The sequence below is a fragment of the Streptomyces sp. NPDC111520 genome, assembly GCF_055635295.1.
Genome location: NZ_JBVKBW010000006.1, coordinates 474,770 through 494,334 on the forward strand (window position 1 = coordinate 474,770; position 19,565 = coordinate 494,334).

A 19,565-nucleotide genomic window follows, 5' to 3' on the forward strand; every position below is an offset into this window, starting at 1 on the left:
GCTCACATGGCGAAGTGGCGCTCCAGGAAGTCGGTGGCCACGTCGCCCCGGCGGAACTCGGGGTGGCCGAGGATCTCCTGGTGCAACGGGATCGTGGTGTGCACGCCGGGCCCGGAGACCTCGAACTCCGACAGCGCGCGCAGGGTGCGCTCGATGCAGCTGCCGCGGTCGGGACCCCAGACGATCAGCTTCCCGATCATCGAGTCGTAGTACGGGCTGACGCGAGCGCCGGGGACGTAGTCGGTGTCCACCCGGACCCACGGGCCGCCGGGGACGCGGTAGCGCTCCAGCAGTCCGGGGGTGGGGGCGAAGGACCTGGCCGGGTCCTCGGCGTTGACGCGGCACTCGATGGCGTGGCCGCGGATCTCCACGTCCTCCTGCTTGACCGACAGCGGGCTGCCGGAGGCGACCCGCAGCTGCTCGCCGACCAGGTCGACGCCGGTGACCAGCTCGGTGACCGGGTGCTCGACCTGGATGCGGGCGTTCATCTCCATGAACCAGAAGACGTCCTCGCCGCCGTCACCCGCCCCGTCACCGGCCTCCAGCAGGAACTCCACGGTGCCCGCGCCCCGGTAGCCCACCGCACGGGCACCGGCCAGGGCGGCCGCGCCCAGCCGCTCGCGCAGCTGCGGGGAGACGCCGGCCGAGGGGGACTCCTCGACGAGCTTCTGATGGCGGCGCTGCACCGAGCAGTCGCGCTCGCCCAGGTGCACGGCGCCGTCGAAGTCGTCGCAGACGACCTGGATCTCGATGTGCCGGGTCTTCTCCAGGTAGCGCTCCATGTAGACGGCGCTGTTCTTGAAGACGGCCTGCGCGCTGGCCCGGGTGGCGGTGTAGGCGTCCCGGAGGTCCTGGGGGCGCCGCACCACCGTGATGCCGCGGCCTCCCCCGCCCGCCGCGGCCTTGATGATGACCGGGTAGCCGATCTCGGCGGCGACCGCCTCGGCGGCCTCCACCGAGTCGACCGGCTCGATGGTGCCCGGCAGCAGCGGGAGTCCGGCCTCGGTCATCAGCCTGCGGGCGGTGGCCTTGTCGCCGACGTTCTCCATGACGTCCGGCGGCGGGCCGATGAAGGTGATGCCGTCGTCGGCGCAGATCTCGGCGAAGTAGGGGTCCTCGGAGAGGAATCCGTAGCCGGGGTGGATGGCCTCGGCGCCGGTCTTGACGGCGGCGCCGATGATGTTGGGGATGTTGAGGTAGCTGCGGGCGGGCGCGCCGGGGCCGATGTGCACGGCCTCGTCCGCGGCCGCGACGAACCGCGCGTCGGCGTCGGGGGTGGAGTACACGGCCACCGTGCGCACGCCGAGGTCGCGGCAGGAGCGGATGATGCGCAGCGCGATCTCCCCGCGGTTGGCGACGAGCACCTTGTCGAACACGGTTGTGCCCTCTCAGTCGACGGGGACGAGGTCGATCAGCGGCTGGGCGTACTCGACGACCTCGCCGTCCTGGACGTGGATCGCGCGCACCCGGCCCCGGGTCTCGGCGGTGATCGAGTTGAGCAGCTTCATCGCCTCGATGATGGCCAGTTGCCGGCCCGGCTCGACGACGTCGCCGACCCGTACGAAGGGCTCGGCGCCGGGCGAGGACGCCTGGTAGAAGGTGCCGACCAGCGGCGCGGTGACGCTGACCAGCCCGGCGGGCGGGGCCTGCGCCCCGGCGTCGGCCGGTGCGGCGGGAGCCGGTGCGGGGGCGGCCGGCGGCGCGGGGGCCGCCCCGGCCGGTACCGGGGCGGGGACGGGGGCGGCGACCGCGGCGGACTCCCACTCGACGTCCACGCTGAGCCCGCCGGCCCGCAGGGTGATCCGCCGCAGGGTGCCGGGCAGTTCACCGGCGAGCAGCCGGGTCTGCGCCCGCAGCTCCTCCACCGTCGTCACGCCGCCGGCCTCCGGCCCGGTCACGGTGTCCGCGCTGTCCGCGGTGTCCGCGGTGCCCACGCCGTTCGGCGTCGTCGTGGCCTCAGTGCTCGTGCTCATCACGCTTCTCCCAGTCCACTACCGGCTGACGTTCGGGGTGCCCGAAGCGGTCGAACCTGTCCCGGCGCACCTCGACGAGCCGGTCCCCCGGCAGGTCGAGCAGCGGGGCCAGCGCCCGTACCAGGGCGGTCTTGACGTTGAGCGCCGTCGGGTACGGCGCGGTGTGCGCGCCGTCCGGCGGCTCGGGCACGATGGCGTCCACCACGCCGAGGCGCAGCAGGTCCGAGGCCGTGAGCCGGAGGGCGTCGGCGGCCCGGCCGGCCTGCTCGGCGGTACCGAACAGGATGGTCGAGCAGCCCTCCGGGCTGATCACCGAGTAGTACGCGTTCTGCAGCATCAGCACCGTGTTGGCGACGCCGAGGGCGAGCGCCCCGCCGCTGCCGCCCTCGCCGGTGACGACGGAGACCACGGGCACGCGCACCCGCGAGAGTTCGAGGATGCATTCGGCGATGGCCAGGCTCTGGCCGCGCTCCTCCGCCCCGATGCCGGGGAAGGCGCCGGGGGTGTCGACGAAGGCGACGATCGGCAGCCCGAACCGCTCCGCGAGCCGCATCAGCCGCAGCGCCTTGCGGTAGCCCTCGGGGTTGGGCATCCCGAAGTTGCTGCTCACCAGCTCGGCGGTGTCGTGGCCCTTCTGGTGGCCGAGGACGACCACGCTCTGGCCGCCGAGCCGGGCGACCCCGCCGACGAGCGCCCGGTCGTCGGCGAAGGCGCGGTCGCCGTGCAGCGCGACGAAGTCGTCGAAGACGTAGCCGATGTACTCCCGCGTGGTGGGCCGCGAGATGGTACGGGCCAGCGCCACCGTCTCGCGCGTGCCGCGCACGGCCGGAACGGGTTCGGTGAGCGGCTCGGCGCCCGCCGGCTCCGGGAGTTCGGGCACCGAGGGGCCGAGCAGGGTCAGCAGCCGCGCCAGGTGCTCGCGCTGGTTCTCGCGCGGCACGACCGCGTCGATCATCCCGTGCTCCAGCAGGAACTCCGCGCTCTGGAAGCCGGGCGGCAGCTCCTCGCGGATGGTGTTGCGGATGACCTGCGGCCCGGCGAAACCGATCAGGCTGCCCGGCTCGGCGAGGATGACGTCGCCGAGCATCGCGAACGAGGCGCTGGCGCCGCCGAAGGTCGGGTCGGTGTTGAGGTTGATCACCGGCAGTGCCGCCTCGCGCAGGGCGGCGATCCACTGCGAGGTCTTCGCCATCTGCATCAGGGAAAGCGCGCCCTCCTGCATGCGGGCGCCACCGGAGGCGGCGACCAGCAGCAGCGGCAGCCGCTCGGCGAGCGCGTGCCGGGCGGCGGCGGCGATGGCCTCGCCGACCACCGATCCCATGCTGCCGCCCATGAAGCTGAAGTCCAGGACGGCCGCGACCAGCGGGCGGCCCTCGATCGTCAGGCGCCCGGCGAGGACGGCGTCGTTGCGGCCGGTCCTGGCCTGGGCGTCGCGCAGCCGGTCCCGGTACGGCTTGCTGTCGGTGAAGCCGAGCAGGTCGCGCGGTATGTGGTCGTCGGGGAAGGGGCGGAAGCTGCCCGGGTCGGCGAGCTGCTCGATCCGGGTGTGCGGCGGTATCCGGAAGTGGAACCGGCACTCGGGGCAGACCTTGCGGTTGCGGTCCAGCCGCTTGCCGTAGATGAAGGCGCCGCACGCCCCGCACCTGCGCCACTGGACGTCCTGGCCGGCCCGCACCGGCTCCTGCTGCTGTGTCACGGCGGTGTCCTCCTCCCCTATCCGCGGTCCGTGACCTGCGCGAACGGCCGCTGCGGCCGGCCGGCGGTGGCCTTCGCGATGCCGAACGGCGGCATGTTGCGGTAGACGGTGTGCATCCGGGCCGGGTCGACGACGTAGGCCTCGTGGTAGATCCCGACGGCGCCGTTGTTGCCGACGGCGCGGTTGAAGCGGGCCCAGGCGGGCCGGTGGGCGGCCTCGGTGTTGCGCGAGTACGCCATGAGGTCGTCCATGCTGGCCCAGTACTGGACCATGATCACGGTGCGGTTGAGCCAGGTGCGCGAGCCCAGGAAGCCGTGCTCCTTCTGCTTGTTGAGCTCGATCAGCATCGGGAACATGGCGAGGAAGGAGGGCACCCAGCGGTGCACCTTCCAGAAGCTGTTGATCCTCATCCCGATGAGGAAGAGGACGGTGCCCTCGGGCGGGTCCGCCACCTGGGGTACGGTCTCGACCTTGCCTGCCACGGGGGCGCTCCTCTCGGATCTGCTCGGCTGGGAACAGGGCGGTGCGGGGCGGTGCGGGCGGAACGGCGTGCGGGGTCAGAACGGGTAACCGCGCGGCGGCTCGCTGCTGGTGAGCGTGTGCCAGCGGGTGAAGGCCTCCAGGCTCGCCCGGCCGCCGAACCCGGAGGCGTTGCCCGAGGCGCCGACGCCCCCGAAGGGCAGCCGGGGGTCGTGGCCGACGGTCTGGTCGCCGACGTGGACGACGCCGCAGCGGATCCGGCGGGCCAGCGCCCGGCCGCGCGCGGCGTCGGAGGTGTAGACGGCGGCGGTCAGCCCGTGGTCGGAGGCGTTGGCCAGGGCCACCGCCTCGCCGTCGTCGGCGAAGGCCGTGACGGTGGCGACCGGGCCGAAGACCTCGGTCCTGAAGATGTCCATCCGCGGGGTGACGTCGGCCAGGACGGTCGGCGGGAAGTACGGCCCCGTGGCCCGGCCCCCGGTGACCAGCCGGGCGCCCTGGGCGACCGCGTTCTCCACGGCGGCGGCGATCGAGGTGAGCTGCCGCTGGTCGATGACCGGCCCGATCTGCGCGTCCTCGCGGTACGGGTCGCCGATCCGCAACGCCCGCGCGTGCCGGGCGAGCGCCGCGGTGTACTCCGCGGCCACGTCGCGCTGGACGAGGTGGCGGCGGGCGGCCATGCAGATCTGGCCCTGGTGCAGGAAGGAGCCCCAGGAGCCGGCGGAGGCGGCCTGTTCGAGGTCGGCGTCCGGCAGGACGATGAAGGCGTTCTGCCCGCCGAGCTCGAGCACCACCCGCTTCAGCAGGCGGCCGCAGGCGGCGCCGATCTCCCGGCCGGCCTCGGTGGAGCCGGTGAACGAGACCATGGCCACGTCCGGCGCCTGCACCAGGGCCCGGCCGGTCACGGCGTCGCCGTGCACCACCTCCAGCACACCGGCCGGCAGTCCGGCGGCGGCGAGGACCTCGGCCAGGACGCGCCCGCCGGAGAGCGGGGTGTGCGGGTCGGGCTTCAGCAGCACGGTGTTGCCGAGCGCGAGGGCGGGGGCGACCGAGCGCAGGGCCAGCAGCAGCGGGAAGTTCCAGGGCACGATCACGCCGACGACGCCCAGCGGCACCCGACGCACCTCGCTCCGCCGGGCGGGGTCGGAGCCGGGGCCGTGCGGGGCCTCGGGCTCGCGGGCCAGCTCCGCGGCGTGCCGCAACTCCCCGGCGCCCGCGTGGACCTCGTAGAAGGCCTTGCCGGGGATCGCCCCGCCCTCACGGACGAGCAGGTCCTGGACCTCCTGGGCGCGTTCGACGAGCACATCGGCGGCGCGCTCCAGCACGGCGGCCCGGTCGGCGGCCGGCAGCGCCGCCCAGCCCGGCGCGGCGGCGGCCGCCCGGCGGGCGGCCGAGGCCACGGCACCGGGCCCGGCGAGCGGGACGCCGCCCAGTTCCTCGCCGGTGATGATCTCGCGGCTGACCAGCAGCCCGGTCTCGGTCGCTGTGCTCACCTGCGTACCTCGGTCTCGTCGTCGGTGGGGGCGGCGGGGTGCTCGCGGCGGGTCAGCACCGCGAAGGCGGTGACCCGGCCGGCGCCGGCGGTGACCGTCACGTTGACGTCGCCGCTGAGCACGGTCTCGGCGAAGCGGGCGAGTTCGCCCTTGAACAGCAGGGTCCAGGGCCCGCCCTCGGGGCCCCGTACGTCGATGTCGCCCCAGCGGCCGCCCACCCGGGGCGGCGCGGCCAGGGCGCGGAGCGCGGCCTGCCGCAGCGTCCAGCCGACCGGGCAGGCGCCGCCGGCCGGCAGCCGCAGCGCCTCGGGGCCGTGCCAGGCCACCAGCCTGCGGAAGGTGTCCACGTGGACGTCGCAACTGCCCACCCGGACCACGGTCCTGGTCCGCCCGGCCGGCCGCGCCGCTCCCTCAGGCACGGACCGGCCGCCCTTCGGCCAGCATGTGCTCGACCATCGTGACGAGGTTTCCGGCGGTCAGCCGTTCCAGCATCCGGTCGAGGGTGAGTTTCCCCGCCCAGACCTCCGGATCGAGTTGCGGCATGACGACCGCCAGCCTTTCCAGACCGCGCCGGGCAATGGTTCCGTTCGCGTCGCAGAATTCCTCGTCCGGGACGTCGCCCTGGAGGTACCGGCCGCATTTCTCGACGGAGAGGACCACCGGGACGCAGCATTCGATCCGGAAGAACACGTCGAGCAGGTCGAGTGATTCCAGGCCGAGGTCGGCGGCGAAGGCGAGATCGAGGTGGTACTTCTCCGGTTCGATTCCCGTCGCCTCGACGACGACGGACCGCACCAATTCCTCGACGTCATAGCGAGGCATGCGCATCACTCCCATCCGGTGGCTCGGCCGGCCGCGGCTTCGGGGCCGTCCCCCACCAGATCCACCGGCCGCCCCGGACCGGACACGTCCCCCGCCGGGCACCGCCCGCAGGGCGCCGCGCCGGACGGCGGCACGGGCTCGCCCTCCTCGGCCGCGGCCAGCGCGCGGCGCAGTCTGCGCAGGCAGCGGGTGCGGATGGGGCCGACCGAGCCCAGCGACATCGACAGCGCCGAGGAGATCTCCTCGTACGAGGCCGGCGGGTCCTCCAGGGCCATCAGCAGCACGCCGCGGCACTGGTCCGACAGGCCGTCGATGGCCCGCAGGACCTCCTTCTTGCGGTGCGCCCGCAGGGTGATCTGCTCGGGGCTCTCGTGGTGGCCGGACAGCACCTCGAGGGTTTCGCTGTCCCCCACCATGACGAGCCGCTTTCCCCGTGTGACCACTTTGAGGGATTCACGTCTCGCCACGGTGGCGAGCCAGTCACCGATCCGGTCCGGGTCGCGGATGCGGTCCACGTTCTGCACCAGCCGGAACCAGGTGAGCTGCCGTACGTCCTCGGCGTCCACGTCGTTCATCCGATGGCTCCGGATGACGGACCAGACGAGCCGGCCGAATCGCTCGACCATTTCGTCCCAGGCCGTTTGCTCCCCTCGCACACACCCCGCCAGAAGCTCCGCATTCCCCTTCCGGGTCATTGGGATTCCTCCGTCCGGAAATCGCCGGTCTTTCGACGGGTGCGTATTCCATGCAACCCGGCGCGGGGGTTTTCGGGCAAGCCGCACCCGCTGTCAGCAAGCGGTCTGGCCGCACCTGGACAGCGGCGCGCGGGGCGCCGCGTCCGGGCCGGGTGCGTACGTACGTCAGGCGGCCGAGGCCGCGGGGGCCGGGGCCGTGTCGGGCTCGGGTTCGGCGGTGCGCTCGCGGGCCGAGACGCCGAGGCTGACCACGGCGCAGACGACCGCGAGGGCGGCGGTGAGGTACCAGTTGAGCCCGGGGACACCGGTGTTGCGGGCCAGGTCGAACAGGGCGCCCGCGACCAGCGTGCCGGCCATGTTGCCGAAGCTGCGGAAGAAGTGCATGGCGCCCATCGCCCGCGCCAGCCGGTCCGCCGGGATCCGCCTGGTGACCCACAGGTCGAACGAGGGCGTGAAGAGGATGTCCCCGAAGACCACCACGAAGCAGCCGGCCACGACCCACAGCACGTTCCGCCCCGCGCCGAACATGACGAACGCCAGCGCCATCGCGCCGAACGCGACCGCCATGACCTGCCCCGGACGGAAGTGCTTGATCATGAACCGGAAGGCCGGGTACTGCAGCGCCATCAGCGTGATGCCGCTGATCCAGAACGGCGCCGAGACCGGCAGCCCCTTGACGTACTCCTCCATGAACAGCGGCATGCCGACCAGGAAGCTGATGGACATGATCCAGAACAGGCTGGACAGGAAGAAGTAGCGCGTGCCCGCGCCCGCCTTCAGGCCCTTCAGGACGGCGAAGTTGACCAGCGGGGTCGCCGCGGCGGCCGCCCGGTCCCGCTCCCCGTCGCGCGGGATGACGAAGACCGCGGCCAGGCAGTAGCCCGCGAAGAGCGCGAAGACCACCCCGAACAGCACCCGCATGTCGGCCCACAGGAACAGGCCGCCGACGACCGCGCCGGCGATGACACCGGTCTGGCAGGCCATCTGGAAGTACGAGAAGGCCTTGGTGCGGTGCTCCTCGGGCAGCGCGCCGAGGATGTTCTTCAGGCCCGGGAAGGACATGCCCGACCCGAAGCCGACGAAGAAGGCGCACAGGCCGTACGCCACGAGCCCGTCCGCGAAGCCCATCAGGCCGAGCGCGACGGCCTCCAGGGCGATGCCCGCGACGACGCTGCCGCGGGTGCCCAGGCGGACGCCCAGCCCCTCGTAGAAGAACGTGGACGACAGCCGGCCCACGTAGGTCAGGAACATCACGAACCCGGCCCAGAAGCCGCTGTACTCGACCCCGAGGGTGGAGACGAGGTGCGGGAAATAGATGTAGTTGCCGACGTGCGCCAGCGCGATGCCGACGCAGACACCGGCGAGCGTCCTTTTCGCCGTTGCGTTCACGAGTCCGACCTCTCGTCGTGGTGCAGGGCGACCTTCCCTCCCGTGGGGGTCGCCCGCAGGGACCTGATCTCCTGTGCCACGGCCTGGCGGTCGACGACCACGCCCGCCGCGACGGTGAGTTCCGGCAGGGCGGACGGCGGTTCGCCCTTGGCGGCCGCCGGCAGCAGGTTGAAGGTCGCGGGGGCGCCTTCGTGAAGAAGATCCGGCGAGGGTGCCGAGCCGGACACCTCGTCGAAGAAGAGCCGGTTGTCGACGGTGGCGGCGCGCAGCAGGTCGTGCCGCAGCGCGGCCCGCTCGCCCGGGTCGTCGCCGGCGAGCCGGTCCAGCTCCCCGAGCAGGCTGTAGCCGTGGAAGGCGCCGGTGTTGCCGCAGTCGGTGCCGACGAGCATGCGGCGGCGGGACAGGGCCGCGAGGCTGTTGGCGCGCATGGCGGCGAGCGCGGCGGTACGGGTGTCCTGGCAGCCGAAGCGGATGCCGAAGGGCTCCTCGACGCCGGCGGCGAAGTCGAGGTTGGCCGGGTCCTGGGTCTCGCGGAAGCCGGGCCTGCCGTACTCGCGCAGGAAGTCCTCCCGGTCCATGACCATCGGGTACAGCCCGCCGAGGGTGGAGACGAAGCGCGCCCCCTCCAGGTCCCGCCAGTCCTGCGCGGTCAGTTCCAGGTCGCGCACGGGGTGGGCGAAGAGCCGGAAGCCGTAGCCGTACGCCTGCAGGACCTCCGCGCGGGTGTTGCAGTCGAGGATCGCGGGCAGGCCGTGCGCCCCGACCACCCGGGCGACGTGCTCCAGGACGGGCCCCGGCAGCCGGGCGAAGCGCCGGTCCGTGCCGGGCTGTTCGGTGCCGTCGGTGAACATGACCTTGAGGAAGGTCGCGCCGCGTGCCCGGTTCGCGGTGATCAGCGGCTCCAGGTCGTCGCCGGTGCCGAGCATGAAGACCGGCGCGGGGAATTCCACGCCGTGCCCGGTCAGTCCCTCGCCGTCGCGCATGGACGTGGCCGCGTAGCCGCAGTGTGCCAGCCGCGGGTACGGCACCGGGGAGGTGGCGCGGCCGGCCTCCCAGGCGTCGGCGACCAGCGGGAAGCCGAACATGTCGACGACGTGCGTGACGCCGTGGAAGAGGTACGACAGGGCCGAGATCCGCGCGTCGTCAAGGGAGTCGTCGAAGTTGGCGGGCAGCGCCAGGTGCGCGTGCGCCTCGACGAAGCCCGGCCACAGCTCCGGCTCGCCGCCGGCCCGGACGTCCCGGTCGGCGACCGCCTCGATCCGGGTGAAGACCCCCTCCGCGACCTCCACGTCGTACAGCGTCTCCGGGTCGAGGAGGGGGACGGCGACGCGCCGGAGCGCGCTCACCGGGCGACCTGGACGGAGAGGTCGACGGCGATCCGGTCCAGCGCCGACTCGCAGCGGCCCCGGGCCTCCTCGCGGCCGGCGCCGGTGAAGATCACGTGGCCCAGCCAGTCGAAGTTGCTCTTCGACAGCCGCGCGACCGTGGTGCCGGGAGCGCGGTAGGTCAGGGCCTCCACGAAGCCCGGCCGCTCGTTGAGGGCGGTGAAGTCCACCGTGCGCAGGACGCCCTCGACCGGCGAGCCGAACCAGCGGCCGCTCGCGGTGACCGTGCCGGGGAAGGGCAGTTCCGGGGTCTCGCCGAGCGCCTGGCGGATGACCTCCAGGTAGGGGTCCACCCCGCTGGAGATCTTCATCAGCTGCGGCACGATGCCGCCGATCAGCCGGCCGTTGACCTCGCAGAGCACCGGGCCGTCGGCCGAGAGGATGTACTCGGCGTGGATGAAGCCGAAGTCGATGCCGAGGGCGCGCAGCGCCTTCTCGTTCGTCTCGAACAGCTCGTCCTGCAGCGGGTGGCCGCGGAAGTAGGTCGCGCCCATCTCGATGAAGTACGGGAAGCCGCTCAGGCAGCGGTCGGTGATCCCGAGGTTGACGATCTCCCCGCCGGCCAGCACCACGGCCTCGACGGAGACCAGCTCGCCCTCGACGAACTCCTCGACGACGACGTCCGGGATGCGGGTGACGCCCCGCCCGTAGTCGGCGACCTGCGCCAGGTCGGCCAGGTAGGCGGCCAGGTCCTCCTCGCCGGTGAGGTGCAGGACGTGCAGGCTCGCGGTGCCGTCCGAGGGCTTGACCACGCACGGGAAGCCCACCTCGCGGATCGCGGCCTCCACCTCGTCCAGGGCGCGGGCGTGCGCGAAGCGCGGCTGGCGCACGTCCGTTCCGGCCAGGGTGAGCCGGGTGCGGTGCTTGTGGCGGGCGTTGAGGGCGCCCTCCACGCTCATCCCGGGCAGGCCGAGGGCGCGGGCCACGGAGGCGGTGTGGACGGTGTGGTACTCGCTGTAGGTCGTCACGCCGTGCACCGGGCTCTGCGCGTTCACCTCCTTCGCCAGCTGCTCCAGCGCGTCGATGGAGAAGGCGGACTCGCTGGTGATCACCCGGCAGCGCGGGTGGGAGAAGGCCGGCTCGGCGAGCGGCGACGCGGCGAGGTAGAAGCCGGGGTCGGCGCTGACCAGGGTCACCTCGTGGCCCAGGGACAGGGCGTTGGCGATGCCGGCGACGCCGTTCGGATTGCACTCGACCATCAGTACGTGCATGAGAACCCCCTCGGTTGGTGCGGGATCGGATTCAGTGCGCGGAGCACGGCGGGCAGGTGGAGGCCGAGCGCGGCCATCACCTCCCCGTGGTCGCCGCCCTCGGCCGGCCAGCCGTGGCCGGCGGCCACGGAGGTGACCTCGCAGGCGGGCAGCAGCAGGGCGAGGGCCTCGGCGACGCCGCCCTCGGTGCGGTGCTCCTCGACGACGACGAAGCGGCGGTGGTGGCGGGCGAGTTCGGCGGCGGCGCGGGAGAGGTGCGCGTGGTCCAGGTACGTGAGGTGCGCGTGCGCGGTGCCGGGGCGCTCCGCGCGGGCGGCCAGCGCCAGCCGGGTCCCCTCCTCGCCGACCGAGACCAGGCACGGCTCGCCGGCGGCACCGGAGCCGTGGTGCTCCCAGGTGACGGTGCCGCCCTCCGCGACGGGCGCCCGCAGGCTCTCGTACGCGGCGTTGCGGCCGGTGCGGATGTAGTGCGGGCGGCCGGAGCGGACCGCGGCCCGCACCACGGAGCGCATCTCGGCCTCCCCGTACGGCGCGGCGATCGTCACGCCGGGGACGCTGCGCAGGACGGCCAGGTCCTCCAGGCAGTGGTGCGTCGTGCCGAACCAGGCCCCGGACACGCCCGCGTACGGGGCGACCACGGTGACCCCGGCGCGCAGGTACCCGAGGGCCAGCTTCAGGCTCTCGGCGGCGCGCAGCGCTGCGAACGGGGCGAAGGTCGACACGAACGGCTTCCAGCCGGCGGCCGCCAGTCCGGCCGCCATGTCGACCATCGCGGCCTCGGCGATGCCCAGGTTGAAGAACCGCCCGGGGTGGGCCTGCTGGAACGGGTGCCCCTTGCCGCCCAGGTCGGCCTCCAGGCACAGCACCCGGTCGTCCTCGACGGCGAGCGCGGTCAGTTCGGCGCGGTAGGCGTCGCGCCCGGACAACGTCATCGGATCCCCCGCTTCCCTTCGTCGGCACGCACGGCAACGACGCCCCCGCGCCCGGGCGACCCCGTGGGCAGGCCCGGAGTGTGACCGGCGCGGCCGCTGCCGACTCCGGCGGCGAGCACCGCGGAGGAGAGCGCGCCGGCCGACAACCGCCGGGAAACGCACGGGACGTGGCCCGCGGGACGGCCGCAACCGGACCGGGCGGCCCGCGGACACAGGACGCCGTCGTCCGCTGCGGCGCGCACCACGGACGGGAACGCGCCGGCCGACAACCGCCGGGAACGGTCGCGGACGTGGCCCGTGGGACGACCGGGACGGCCTCTGCCGGACCGGACAGCCCGGAGGGACGGAACGCCGTCCCCGGCGGCGAGCACCACGGGCCCGAGCCTGGGCGGCCCGGACCGCCGTGGCGGGGCGCACGGGGCGTGGGGGGCTGGGCGGGGTGTGGGGGGCGTCATCGGATCAGTCGCTTCCACTTGGCGGCGCGCGCGGCGTCGATCGTCACGTAGTGCGAGGCGGCCTTGCCCTCGACGGGTGGGACGCCCTTGCCCTTGACCGTGTTGGCGACGACCGCGAGGGGCCGGGTGGCGGCCGGGCGGTCGGCGGCGAAGAGGGCCGACAGGGCGGCCAGGTCGTGGCCGTCGACCTCGGCGGTGTCGAAGCCGAAGGCCGCGAAGCGGTCCGCGAGGTGGGGCAGGGGCGAGATGTCGGCCACCATGCCGTCGTTCTGGCCGCCGTTGCGGTCCACGACGAGGACGAGGCCGCCGAGTCGCTGGGCGGCGGCGACCTGGCAGGTCTCCCAGACCAGGCCCTCCTGGAGTTCGCCGTCCCCCGCGACGGCGATCGCCTTGCCCGTGCCGCCCCCGAGCCGCTGGGCGAGCGCCCAGCCCGCGGCGTAGGCCACGCCGTGCCCCAGGCTGCCGGTCGGGAACACCACGCCGGGCACCTTGGGGCCCGGGTGGCCGGTGTAGGGCCGGCCGGCCAGGCCGTAGTGCGGCGCGGGGTCCTCCGGGATCACGCCGGTGACGTGGAGCGCCGCGTACAGGCCGGCCGCGGCGTGGCCCTTGCTCAGGACGACCTGGGTGCCGTCGCCGGCCGTCGTGGCGTGGTCGAGGGCGGCGACGAGGATGTCGAGGACGGACAGGCTCCCGCCCAGGTGGCAGCCGCGGGGGCTCGCCGCCATGTCGACGACGAGTTCGCGGGCGCGGCGGGCCCGTTCGGCGAGCGGCGCGTGCGCGGTCTCCCGTACGGCGGTCGCGGGCGTCATGCCGCACCGCCGGAGGCGAACCAGTGGCGGACGGCGTCGGCGAGGACGCCGCGGGCGCGGCGGTACTCGTCGGCCGGGAGCCGTTCGGCGTCCGTGTGGTCGAGGGCGGCGTCGCCGGGCCCGTAGGCGACCATGGGGACGCCGTGCCAGGTCGTGGCGAGGGTGTTCATGTCGGAGGTGCCCTTCTTGACGACGTGCCGGGGCCGGATGCCGGCCTTGGCGAAGGCCCGGCCGAAGGACGCGGCCACGGTGGTGGCGCGGCCGCCCGCGACGCCCGGGGTGGCGCGGAGCACCTCGACGGCGAGGCCGTCGCCGGGGGCGTCGAGCGCGAGCGCCGCCTTGCGGACGGTGGCGAGGTCGGCGTCCGGCGGGACGCGGAAGTTGAGCGTGCCGACGGCCCGCTGGGCCTCCCGCGCGTCGTGGGTGCGGACGTCGATGAGGGCGCTGAGCGCGTCGGGCGCGTGGGCGGCGACGGCGGCGCGGATGCCGGCCACGGCGCGCAGCAGCAGGTCGGGCGCGGTGACGGCGCCCATGCCCGCGGAGTGGCCGCTGGCGGCGGTGGCCGTGAGGCGGAGCTTGAACAGGCCGAAGTAGCCGAGGGTGAGGGTGCCGGAGCCGCTGGGTTCGCCGATGACGACGGCGTCCGCGGGGTAGTGGTCGCGGGCGTGGAAGGCGCCCTTGGCGGAGGAGACCTCCTCCTCGACGGCGCCGACGACGCGCAGTTGGCCGTCGCGTGGGACGTCGGCCGCGGCCAGCACCTCCAGGAAGGCCGCGAGGCTCCCCTTGGCGTCGACGGTGCCGCGGCCGGAGAGCTCGCCGTCCCGCCAGCCGGCGGGCCAGTGGTGCGGCACGGTGTCGAGGTGGCCGAGGAGCAGCAGGCGGCGCGGTCCGTCGCCGCGGGTGGCGACGAGGTTGCCCGCGGCGTCGAGGTGCGCGTCGACGCCGTGGTCGGCGCACCAGTCGCGCAGGTACGCGGCGAGTTCGTGCTCGTCCCCGGAGACGGAGGGGATGCCGGCGGCGCGGCTGAGCAGGGTCAGGTCCTCCGCGGGGGGCGCCGCGCGCCAGAACCGGGTCCAGCCCGCGGGCTCCGCCAGGGTGTGGGGGCCGGTGACGGCGACGTCCCCGGTCCCGTCGAGGGCGAGTTCGGCGGCGCGGACCTTCTGCCGCATGCGGCCGCCCGCGTACCGCGCGGCCTCGCCGGCGTGGGCGTGGCGGAGCGTGGACGCCGGGTCGGCGGGGTCGGTGAGCAGCCCCGCGGTGCCGGTGACCAGGCGGAGGTGGTCGGCGTCGAGGGCGCGCGCGAGGGCGGCGGCCAGCACGTCGGCGTCCACGTTGAGGGGGGCGCCCCCGTCGCGGTCGCGCACCGGCGGCGAGACGCACACCACGTCGTACGCGTCGAGCAGCGCGCGCAGCGCCCTCGTGTCGACGTCCTCGGGGACTCCCGCCCGGTGGTCGCGGACGACCCGGCTGCGGCCCTCGGGCGTGACGGTCTTCAGCGGCCGGTTGGCGCGCCCGCCGACCAGTCCGCCGCGGGCCGCGACGGTGGTGTGGACGGTGCGTCCGAGGTCGCGCAGGCCCGCCTCGACCGCGGGCAGGGTGACCCGCTCGTAGGCGTCGACGATGTGCGTCATCTCCTCGGGCGGGCAGTAGCGCACGGTGTCGCCGCCGGCGAGCCGCAGTTCGGGCATGGCGCGCCCGATCGCGGTGTAGTGCCGCTCGATGCCGACCGCGCCGCCCGCCACGAGCAGCACGCGGGCGCCGCGCGCGACGAGGTCGGACAGCTCGTGCAGGATCGCGCCGCGGGCGAGGGTGGCGCTGCCCACCTTGACGACGTACAGGGGCCGGTACGGGTCCGTCACGGCGCCACCGCCGTCCGGGGCAGGCCCGCGGTCTCGTCGAGTCCGCACAGCAGGTTGACGGCCTGGACGGCCTGGCCCGCGGCGCCCTTGACGAGGTTGTCCAGGGCGGCGACGGCGACGGCCTGGTCGTCCTTGACGACGACGGCGACCTCCGCGACGTTGGAGCCGACGACGGCCTTGAGCATCGGGAAGTCCTGCGGCGCCCTGGGCGCGGGGCGCACCTTGACGAAGGGGCGGCCCTTGTAGGCGCGGGCGTAGGCGCGCTTGACGTCCAGTCCGGTCGTGCCCTCGCGCAGCCGGGCGTAGCCGGTGACGAGGATGCCGCGGGGCACGTCGAGGCTGTGGCTGGTGAAGCGCAGTTCCGGCGTGGTGCCGGTGAGGTCGGCGAGGGCCTGCCGGATCTCGGGGGCGTGCCGGTGCCCGAAGGGCTTGTGGATGCGGAAGTTGCCGGCCCGTTCCGCCGGGTGCTCGCCGCTGTCCCGTCCGCCGCCGGTGGAGCCGGTCTTGGCGTCGACGACGACCTCGGGCAGCGCGAGCCCGTCCGCGAAGAGCGGGTGCAGGGCGTAGACGGAGGCGACGGCCATGCAGCCGGGCAGGTTGACGAAGCGGCTCTCGGGGAGTGCCGGGGACAGCTCGGGGACGTAGTACGCGAAGTCCTCGGCGGCCGGGTGCTCGGCGGTGCGCGGGTAGTGGGCGCGGATCTCGCCGGGGTCGCGCAGCCGGAAGTCGCCGGCGACGTTGAGGATCCGCTTGGCGTGCCCGGACAGCAGCGGCAGCAGTCCGGGCAGTGTGCCGGTGGGCAGGCAGCAGATGGCGACGTCGACGTCCGTGCCGGCGTCGGCGAGTTCCCGCAGCGGGCGCAGGGTCAGCCCGGCGGCGCGGGGGTGGTTGCGCAGCCACGGGTGGACGGCGCCGAGCGCGGCGCCCGCGGCGCGCTCGGCGGACAGGAAGGCGAGCTCCACACCGGGGTGGTCCAGCAGCAGCCGGACGACCTCTCCCCCGCTGTAGCCGCTGGCCCCGACGACGGCGACCCGGACCGTGCCGGGTGTGGTGTCAGCCAAGGCGGGCCGCCTTCTCGTAGGGGCGGCGGAAGTCGCCCTCCTGGACGAGCTTGCGGATCGCGTCGGGGCGCCGGGCCACCTTGGCGAAGGCGTCGGCGTAGCGCAGGATGCGCTCGTACTCGACCGGGGAGCGCAGTTCGCGGCAGAGCACGAGCGTGGTGTCGAGCATGTGCCGGACCACCGGGAAGTCCTGCGGGGTGTGGTCGCGCACGGCGCCCGGGTTGAGCGTGAAGGGGTGGCCGCCGCCGAAGCCGGCCCGGTGGACGAAGGGCAGGTGGCAGGGGATGGGCGTGTTCTGCCACTCGCGGGCGGGCACGCCCTCGGCGACCAGCAGTTCGTGCACGGCCTCCTTGACCGCGTACGTGGGCAGGTCCGCCAGGCCGACCGCCTCGGGGTGCAGGGTGACCCGGTACATGTTGTAGGCGTGGACGTGGCCGTCCGGCACGTACGGCGGGGTGAACAGGCCGGTGCCGGCCAGCGCCTCGCCGAGCAGCGCCGCGTTGCGGGCGCGGACCGCGTCGTAGTACGGGAGCCGCTGCAGCTGGCTCGCGCCGAAGGCGGCGGCGATCCAGGCCATGCCGTAGTCGATGCCGTGCCGCTCCAGGTAGTCCGCGGCACGGTCGTGGGACTCCCGCTCGGCGAAGAAGGCGATGCCGCCCTCGCCGCCCAGCGGGAAGTTCTTGTCCGCCATGAGGCTCTGCCCTGCGGCGTCCCCGATGGAGCCGGCGACGCGGTCGCCGACGCGGGCGGAGTGGGCGTGCGAGGCGTCCTCGACCAGGGCGAGGCCGCGGCGGTCGGCGAGGGCGCGCAGCGCGGCCACGTCGGCGGGGAGGCCGTGGACGTGGACGGGCATCAGGGCGCGGGTGCGCTCGGTGACGGCGGCCTCGGCCGCGGCCGGGTCCATGCAGTACGTACGCGGGTCGACGTCGACGAAGACGGGGATCGCGTGCGCGGCGACGACGGCCTGCGCGGTGGCGATGAAGGTGAACGCCGGGACGATCACCTCGTCGCCGGGCCGCACCCCGGCGCCGACCAGCGCCATGTGGAGGCTGGAGGTGCCGCTGGCGGTGGGCAGGGCGAACGCCGCGCCCACGTAGGACCGGTAGGCCTCGGCGAAGTCGGCGACGACCTTGTCCGGGTCCTGCCGCTGGGCCAGCAGGAGGTTGAAGACGTCCTCCTTGGTGATGACCGGGAACAGGGTGCGGCGCAGGTTGCCGGGGATGATCGCCTCGCCGCCGAGGGCGGCCAGTTCGGCGGTCACGTCGCCGGGTCGCGGCAGCGGCAGGGGGGCCGCGGGGAAGTCGGTGATCATGAGTCAGCTCCCGAGAGGGCCGGCCGGGCGGCCTGGGTGAGGGCCATCCGGACGCAGGCGGCGACGAGCGGGCTCAGCCGGTAGTTGAACTGCACGCCGGGCACCAGCCGCGGGTCGGCCTCCTCCTGCGTCCACATGGTGCGCAGGTCGTAGGCGCCGAAGATCTTGAGGCGTTCGGCGCGCGCCCACACGGCGGGGTCGTCGGTGAGGACCGCGGCGGCCGGGCCGAAGCCGAGGCCGGTGAGGTCGGCGACGAGCACCGGCGCGGTGCCCGCGGCGGCCAGCCGGGTCAGGTCGTGGGCGTTGCCCGGGTCGAGTGCGACCAGGTCGTACGGGGCCGGGCCCGGGGCGGCGGCGTCGGCGGTGACGCCCAGCCAGTCCAGGAACGCGCGTTCCCGGTCGCCGGCGCCGGGCCGGGCGGCGACCCGGTCTCCGTGGCCGATGTCCTGGCCGGCGAGCGCCCCGTGCAGGGCGCCGCTGCGGCTGTTGAACAGCGCCGCCCTGGCCCGGCCGGTGCGCTTGGTGAGCAACCGCTCCAGGCCGGGCAGTTCCCGGTCGCTCTTCTCGATGCTCATCACGACGCCCGAGGTGAGGACCCGGGTGAGCACCGTGGCGGTGTCGAACGCTTCCATGGGTGGGGTTCTCCTCCGTCTGCCGGCTACGCGGCGGGGGCGGCGGACTCGGGCCGGTAGGTCTCGGCGACGTAGTCCGCGAGGTGGCCGGCCACGTCCACGCCGTGCTTGGCGGAGGAGCGGGCGAACTCGGGGTTCGCGTTGACCTCCAGGACCATCAGCTCGCCGGTGGTGCGGTCCTCGACGAGGTCGACCCCGTAGAAGCCTTCGCCGAGCACGTCCACGACCTGGCTGCAGCGTTTCTCCATCTCGCGGGTCACCGGGACCCGTACGACCTCGGCACCGAGGTGGGTGTTGGTGCGCCAGTCCGGCGAGACCCGCCGGATGGCGACGACGGGCGTGCGGCCGACGACCACGACCCGCAGGTCGTGGCCGGGCTTGTCGACGTACCGCTGGACGAGGACGGGGAAGAGCTTGCCCGCGGCGTCCGCGGACTCCCGGCCGCCGATCCAGGCCTCGACGCACTCGCCGCTGGTCATCCGGGAGACGCCGCGGCCCCAGGAGCCGCTCACCGGCTTGATGACGGCGGGCAGACCGACCTGACCGACCGACTCCCGGACCTGCGCGTAGCTGAACGCGTGGAAGGACTCCGGGTGCGGTACGCCGTGGCGGCCGAAAAGGAGGGCCTGCAGGCCCTTGTCGTTGCAGGTCTCGATCGTCGTCGCGCGATTCAGCGCGGGAACTCCGCTGAATTCCAGCCGACGCGCCACATTGACGGCCTCGCGGTGCGAGAGATTGCGGATGAGCGCGAGGGCGGGCGGTTTCTTGCGGCCCGTGACCAGACCCGCCAGGTCCTCCAGGAGGACCGGGCGGACGGCGAGCCCCCGTGAACGCAGCGCCTCCAGGAGGAGTTTCTCGTCGGGGCGCAGGACGGTGGCCGACAGCAGCACCTCGAACCCGGCGTCGGACCCGGTCACTCGCCCCAGTCCTCCTCGACCTCGGGCGCGAGCTCGATGCGGGCGCCGGCCTCGGACTTCTCGACGACCTCGTGCTCCTGGCCGCAGGCCGCGCACTCGGTGATCTCGCCCCTCAGCCAGTCCTGCTGGACCGGGATGTCCGTGTCGCACACCAGGCACTGGAGCGCGGCGACAGGAGCAGTCATTTCTCTTTCCTTTCCACTGAATTACCGGGCGGAAAAAGCAACTTCAGAATCCCCTGCCGACAACTCGGTGGTCCAGCCGGATCGGCGCCCTTCTCCTGATACGGCCATCGGGATTCTCAATGACGGAGCGGACCGTCCCGAACGCATGCGGACACGCGGGATTTCCCGTTCCCGCGCAATGGGGAACGGGGAAATCACCGCGTGTCCGGAACGGCGTGGACGGCGCTCGCGGTGCACCGCGTGTTCAGTGCACCGCGCGCTC

At 74.0% G+C, this 19,565-nt stretch carries 19 protein-coding genes; all 19 read right to left on the minus strand.

Annotated elements, in window-relative coordinates:
• Positions 1 to 2: 2 nt before the first annotated feature.
• Positions 3 to 1,376 carry an acetyl-CoA carboxylase biotin carboxylase subunit gene (accC, locus tag ACZ7MY_RS17080; protein WP_499602586.1) on the minus strand — a complete coding sequence of 458 codons (1,374 nt, stop codon included), beginning with the start codon at positions 1,374 to 1,376 and terminating at the stop codon, positions 3 to 5.
• Between the two features lie 12 nt (positions 1,377 to 1,388).
• Complete coding sequence (locus tag ACZ7MY_RS17085) at positions 1,389 to 1,973, minus strand: acetyl-CoA carboxylase biotin carboxyl carrier protein (protein WP_499602588.1); 585 nt, start codon at positions 1,971 to 1,973, stop codon at positions 1,389 to 1,391.
• The gene (locus ACZ7MY_RS17090) at positions 1,957 to 3,669 is read right to left on the minus strand and encodes an acetyl-CoA carboxylase carboxyltransferase subunit alpha (protein WP_499602589.1); all 1,713 of its coding nucleotides are present in this window, start codon (positions 3,667 to 3,669) and stop codon (positions 1,957 to 1,959) included. Before ACZ7MY_RS17090 ends, ACZ7MY_RS17085 begins: the two co-directional genes overlap by 17 nt.
• A 17-nt stretch (positions 3,670 to 3,686) precedes the next feature.
• Positions 3,687 to 4,151 carry a DUF4188 domain-containing protein gene (locus tag ACZ7MY_RS17095; protein ID WP_499602591.1) on the minus strand — a complete coding sequence of 155 codons (465 nt, stop codon included), beginning with the start codon at positions 4,149 to 4,151 and terminating at the stop codon, positions 3,687 to 3,689.
• Between the two features lie 75 nt (positions 4,152 to 4,226).
• A complete protein-coding gene (locus tag ACZ7MY_RS17100) occupies positions 4,227 to 5,639 on the minus strand; it encodes an aldehyde dehydrogenase family protein (RefSeq protein ID WP_499602592.1) in 1,413 nt (470 codons plus the stop codon).
• Positions 5,636 to 6,058: a hypothetical protein gene (locus ACZ7MY_RS17105; RefSeq protein WP_499602594.1), complete on the minus strand. Its 423-nt coding sequence runs from the start codon at positions 6,056 to 6,058 to the stop codon at positions 5,636 to 5,638. Before ACZ7MY_RS17105 ends, ACZ7MY_RS17100 begins: the two co-directional genes overlap by 4 nt.
• Entirely contained in the window at positions 6,051 to 6,461 is a 411-nt protein-coding gene (locus ACZ7MY_RS17110) for an acyl carrier protein (RefSeq protein WP_499602595.1), read from the minus strand. The genes ACZ7MY_RS17105 and ACZ7MY_RS17110 overlap by 8 nt, the downstream gene beginning before the upstream one ends.
• Before the next feature lie 5 nt (positions 6,462 to 6,466).
• Positions 6,467 to 7,156 carry an RNA polymerase sigma factor gene (locus tag ACZ7MY_RS17115; RefSeq protein WP_499602596.1) on the minus strand — a complete coding sequence of 230 codons (690 nt, stop codon included), beginning with the start codon at positions 7,154 to 7,156 and terminating at the stop codon, positions 6,467 to 6,469.
• Between the two features lie 165 nt (positions 7,157 to 7,321).
• Positions 7,322 to 8,545 carry an MFS transporter gene (locus ACZ7MY_RS17120; RefSeq protein ID WP_499602597.1) on the minus strand — a complete coding sequence of 408 codons (1,224 nt, stop codon included), beginning with the start codon at positions 8,543 to 8,545 and terminating at the stop codon, positions 7,322 to 7,324.
• A complete protein-coding gene (locus tag ACZ7MY_RS17125) occupies positions 8,542 to 9,891 on the minus strand; it encodes a hydrolase (protein WP_499602599.1) in 1,350 nt (449 codons plus the stop codon). The genes ACZ7MY_RS17120 and ACZ7MY_RS17125 overlap by 4 nt, the downstream gene beginning before the upstream one ends.
• On the minus strand, positions 9,888 to 11,141 hold the full coding sequence (locus ACZ7MY_RS17130) for an ATP-grasp domain-containing protein (protein WP_499602601.1): 1,254 nt from the start codon (positions 11,139 to 11,141) through the stop codon (positions 9,888 to 9,890). Before ACZ7MY_RS17130 ends, ACZ7MY_RS17125 begins: the two co-directional genes overlap by 4 nt.
• Complete coding sequence (locus ACZ7MY_RS17135) at positions 11,129 to 12,073, minus strand: transketolase family protein (protein ID WP_499602603.1); 945 nt, start codon at positions 12,071 to 12,073, stop codon at positions 11,129 to 11,131. Before ACZ7MY_RS17135 ends, ACZ7MY_RS17130 begins: the two co-directional genes overlap by 13 nt.
• 451 nt (positions 12,074 to 12,524) lie before the next feature.
• Positions 12,525 to 13,337 carry a thiamine pyrophosphate-binding protein gene (locus ACZ7MY_RS17140; protein WP_499602604.1) on the minus strand — a complete coding sequence of 271 codons (813 nt, stop codon included), beginning with the start codon at positions 13,335 to 13,337 and terminating at the stop codon, positions 12,525 to 12,527.
• Positions 13,334 to 15,196 (minus strand): M20/M25/M40 family metallo-hydrolase, encoded by a 1,863-nt coding sequence (locus tag ACZ7MY_RS17145; RefSeq protein WP_499602606.1) that lies wholly within the window; start codon positions 15,194 to 15,196, stop codon positions 13,334 to 13,336. The genes ACZ7MY_RS17140 and ACZ7MY_RS17145 overlap by 4 nt, the downstream gene beginning before the upstream one ends.
• Positions 15,193 to 16,257, minus strand: coding sequence for an N-acetyl-gamma-glutamyl-phosphate reductase (argC, locus tag ACZ7MY_RS17150; RefSeq protein WP_499602607.1), 1,065 nt, complete (start codon positions 16,255 to 16,257; stop codon positions 15,193 to 15,195). Before argC ends, ACZ7MY_RS17145 begins: the two co-directional genes overlap by 4 nt.
• On the minus strand, positions 16,250 to 17,569 hold the full coding sequence (locus tag ACZ7MY_RS17155) for a DegT/DnrJ/EryC1/StrS aminotransferase family protein (protein WP_499602608.1): 1,320 nt from the start codon (positions 17,567 to 17,569) through the stop codon (positions 16,250 to 16,252). The genes argC and ACZ7MY_RS17155 overlap by 8 nt, the downstream gene beginning before the upstream one ends.
• Positions 17,566 to 18,201 (minus strand): degT/DnrJ/EryC1/StrS aminotransferase, encoded by a 636-nt coding sequence (locus tag ACZ7MY_RS17160; RefSeq protein ID WP_499602609.1) that lies wholly within the window; start codon positions 18,199 to 18,201, stop codon positions 17,566 to 17,568. The genes ACZ7MY_RS17155 and ACZ7MY_RS17160 overlap by 4 nt, the downstream gene beginning before the upstream one ends.
• A gap of 26 nt (positions 18,202 to 18,227) precedes the next feature.
• Positions 18,228 to 19,118, minus strand: coding sequence for a RimK family alpha-L-glutamate ligase (locus ACZ7MY_RS17165; protein ID WP_499602611.1), 891 nt, complete (start codon positions 19,116 to 19,118; stop codon positions 18,228 to 18,230).
• On the minus strand, positions 19,115 to 19,303 hold the full coding sequence (locus ACZ7MY_RS17170; protein WP_499602613.1) for a lysine biosynthesis protein LysW: 189 nt from the start codon (positions 19,301 to 19,303) through the stop codon (positions 19,115 to 19,117). Before ACZ7MY_RS17170 ends, ACZ7MY_RS17165 begins: the two co-directional genes overlap by 4 nt.
• Positions 19,304 to 19,565: the final 262 nt, after the last annotated feature.

What these genes read in the sequence shown, in the direction of transcription:
- ACZ7MY_RS17085 (WP_499602588.1), bottom strand. Translation starts at nt 1,973, where the DNA reads ATGAGCACGAGCACTGAGGCCACGACGACGCCGAACGGCGTGGGCACC.
- ACZ7MY_RS17110 (WP_499602595.1), bottom strand. Translation starts at nt 6,461, where the DNA reads ATGCCTCGCTATGACGTCGAGGAATTGGTGCGGTCCGTCGTCGTCGAG.
- ACZ7MY_RS17115 (WP_499602596.1), bottom strand. Translation starts at nt 7,156, where the DNA reads ATGACCCGGAAGGGGAATGCGGAGCTTCTGGCGGGGTGTGTGCGAGGG.
- ACZ7MY_RS17130 (WP_499602601.1), bottom strand. Translation starts at nt 11,141, where the DNA reads ATGCACGTACTGATGGTCGAGTGCAATCCGAACGGCGTCGCCGGCATC.
- ACZ7MY_RS17135 (WP_499602603.1), bottom strand. Translation starts at nt 12,073, where the DNA reads ATGACGTTGTCCGGGCGCGACGCCTACCGCGCCGAACTGACCGCGCTC.
- ACZ7MY_RS17140 (WP_499602604.1), bottom strand. Translation starts at nt 13,337, where the DNA reads ATGACGCCCGCGACCGCCGTACGGGAGACCGCGCACGCGCCGCTCGCC.
- ACZ7MY_RS17155 (WP_499602608.1), bottom strand. Translation starts at nt 17,569, where the DNA reads ATGATCACCGACTTCCCCGCGGCCCCCCTGCCGCTGCCGCGACCCGGC.
- ACZ7MY_RS17160 (WP_499602609.1), bottom strand. Translation starts at nt 18,201, where the DNA reads ATGGAAGCGTTCGACACCGCCACGGTGCTCACCCGGGTCCTCACCTCG.
- ACZ7MY_RS17170 (WP_499602613.1), bottom strand. Translation starts at nt 19,303, where the DNA reads ATGACTGCTCCTGTCGCCGCGCTCCAGTGCCTGGTGTGCGACACGGAC.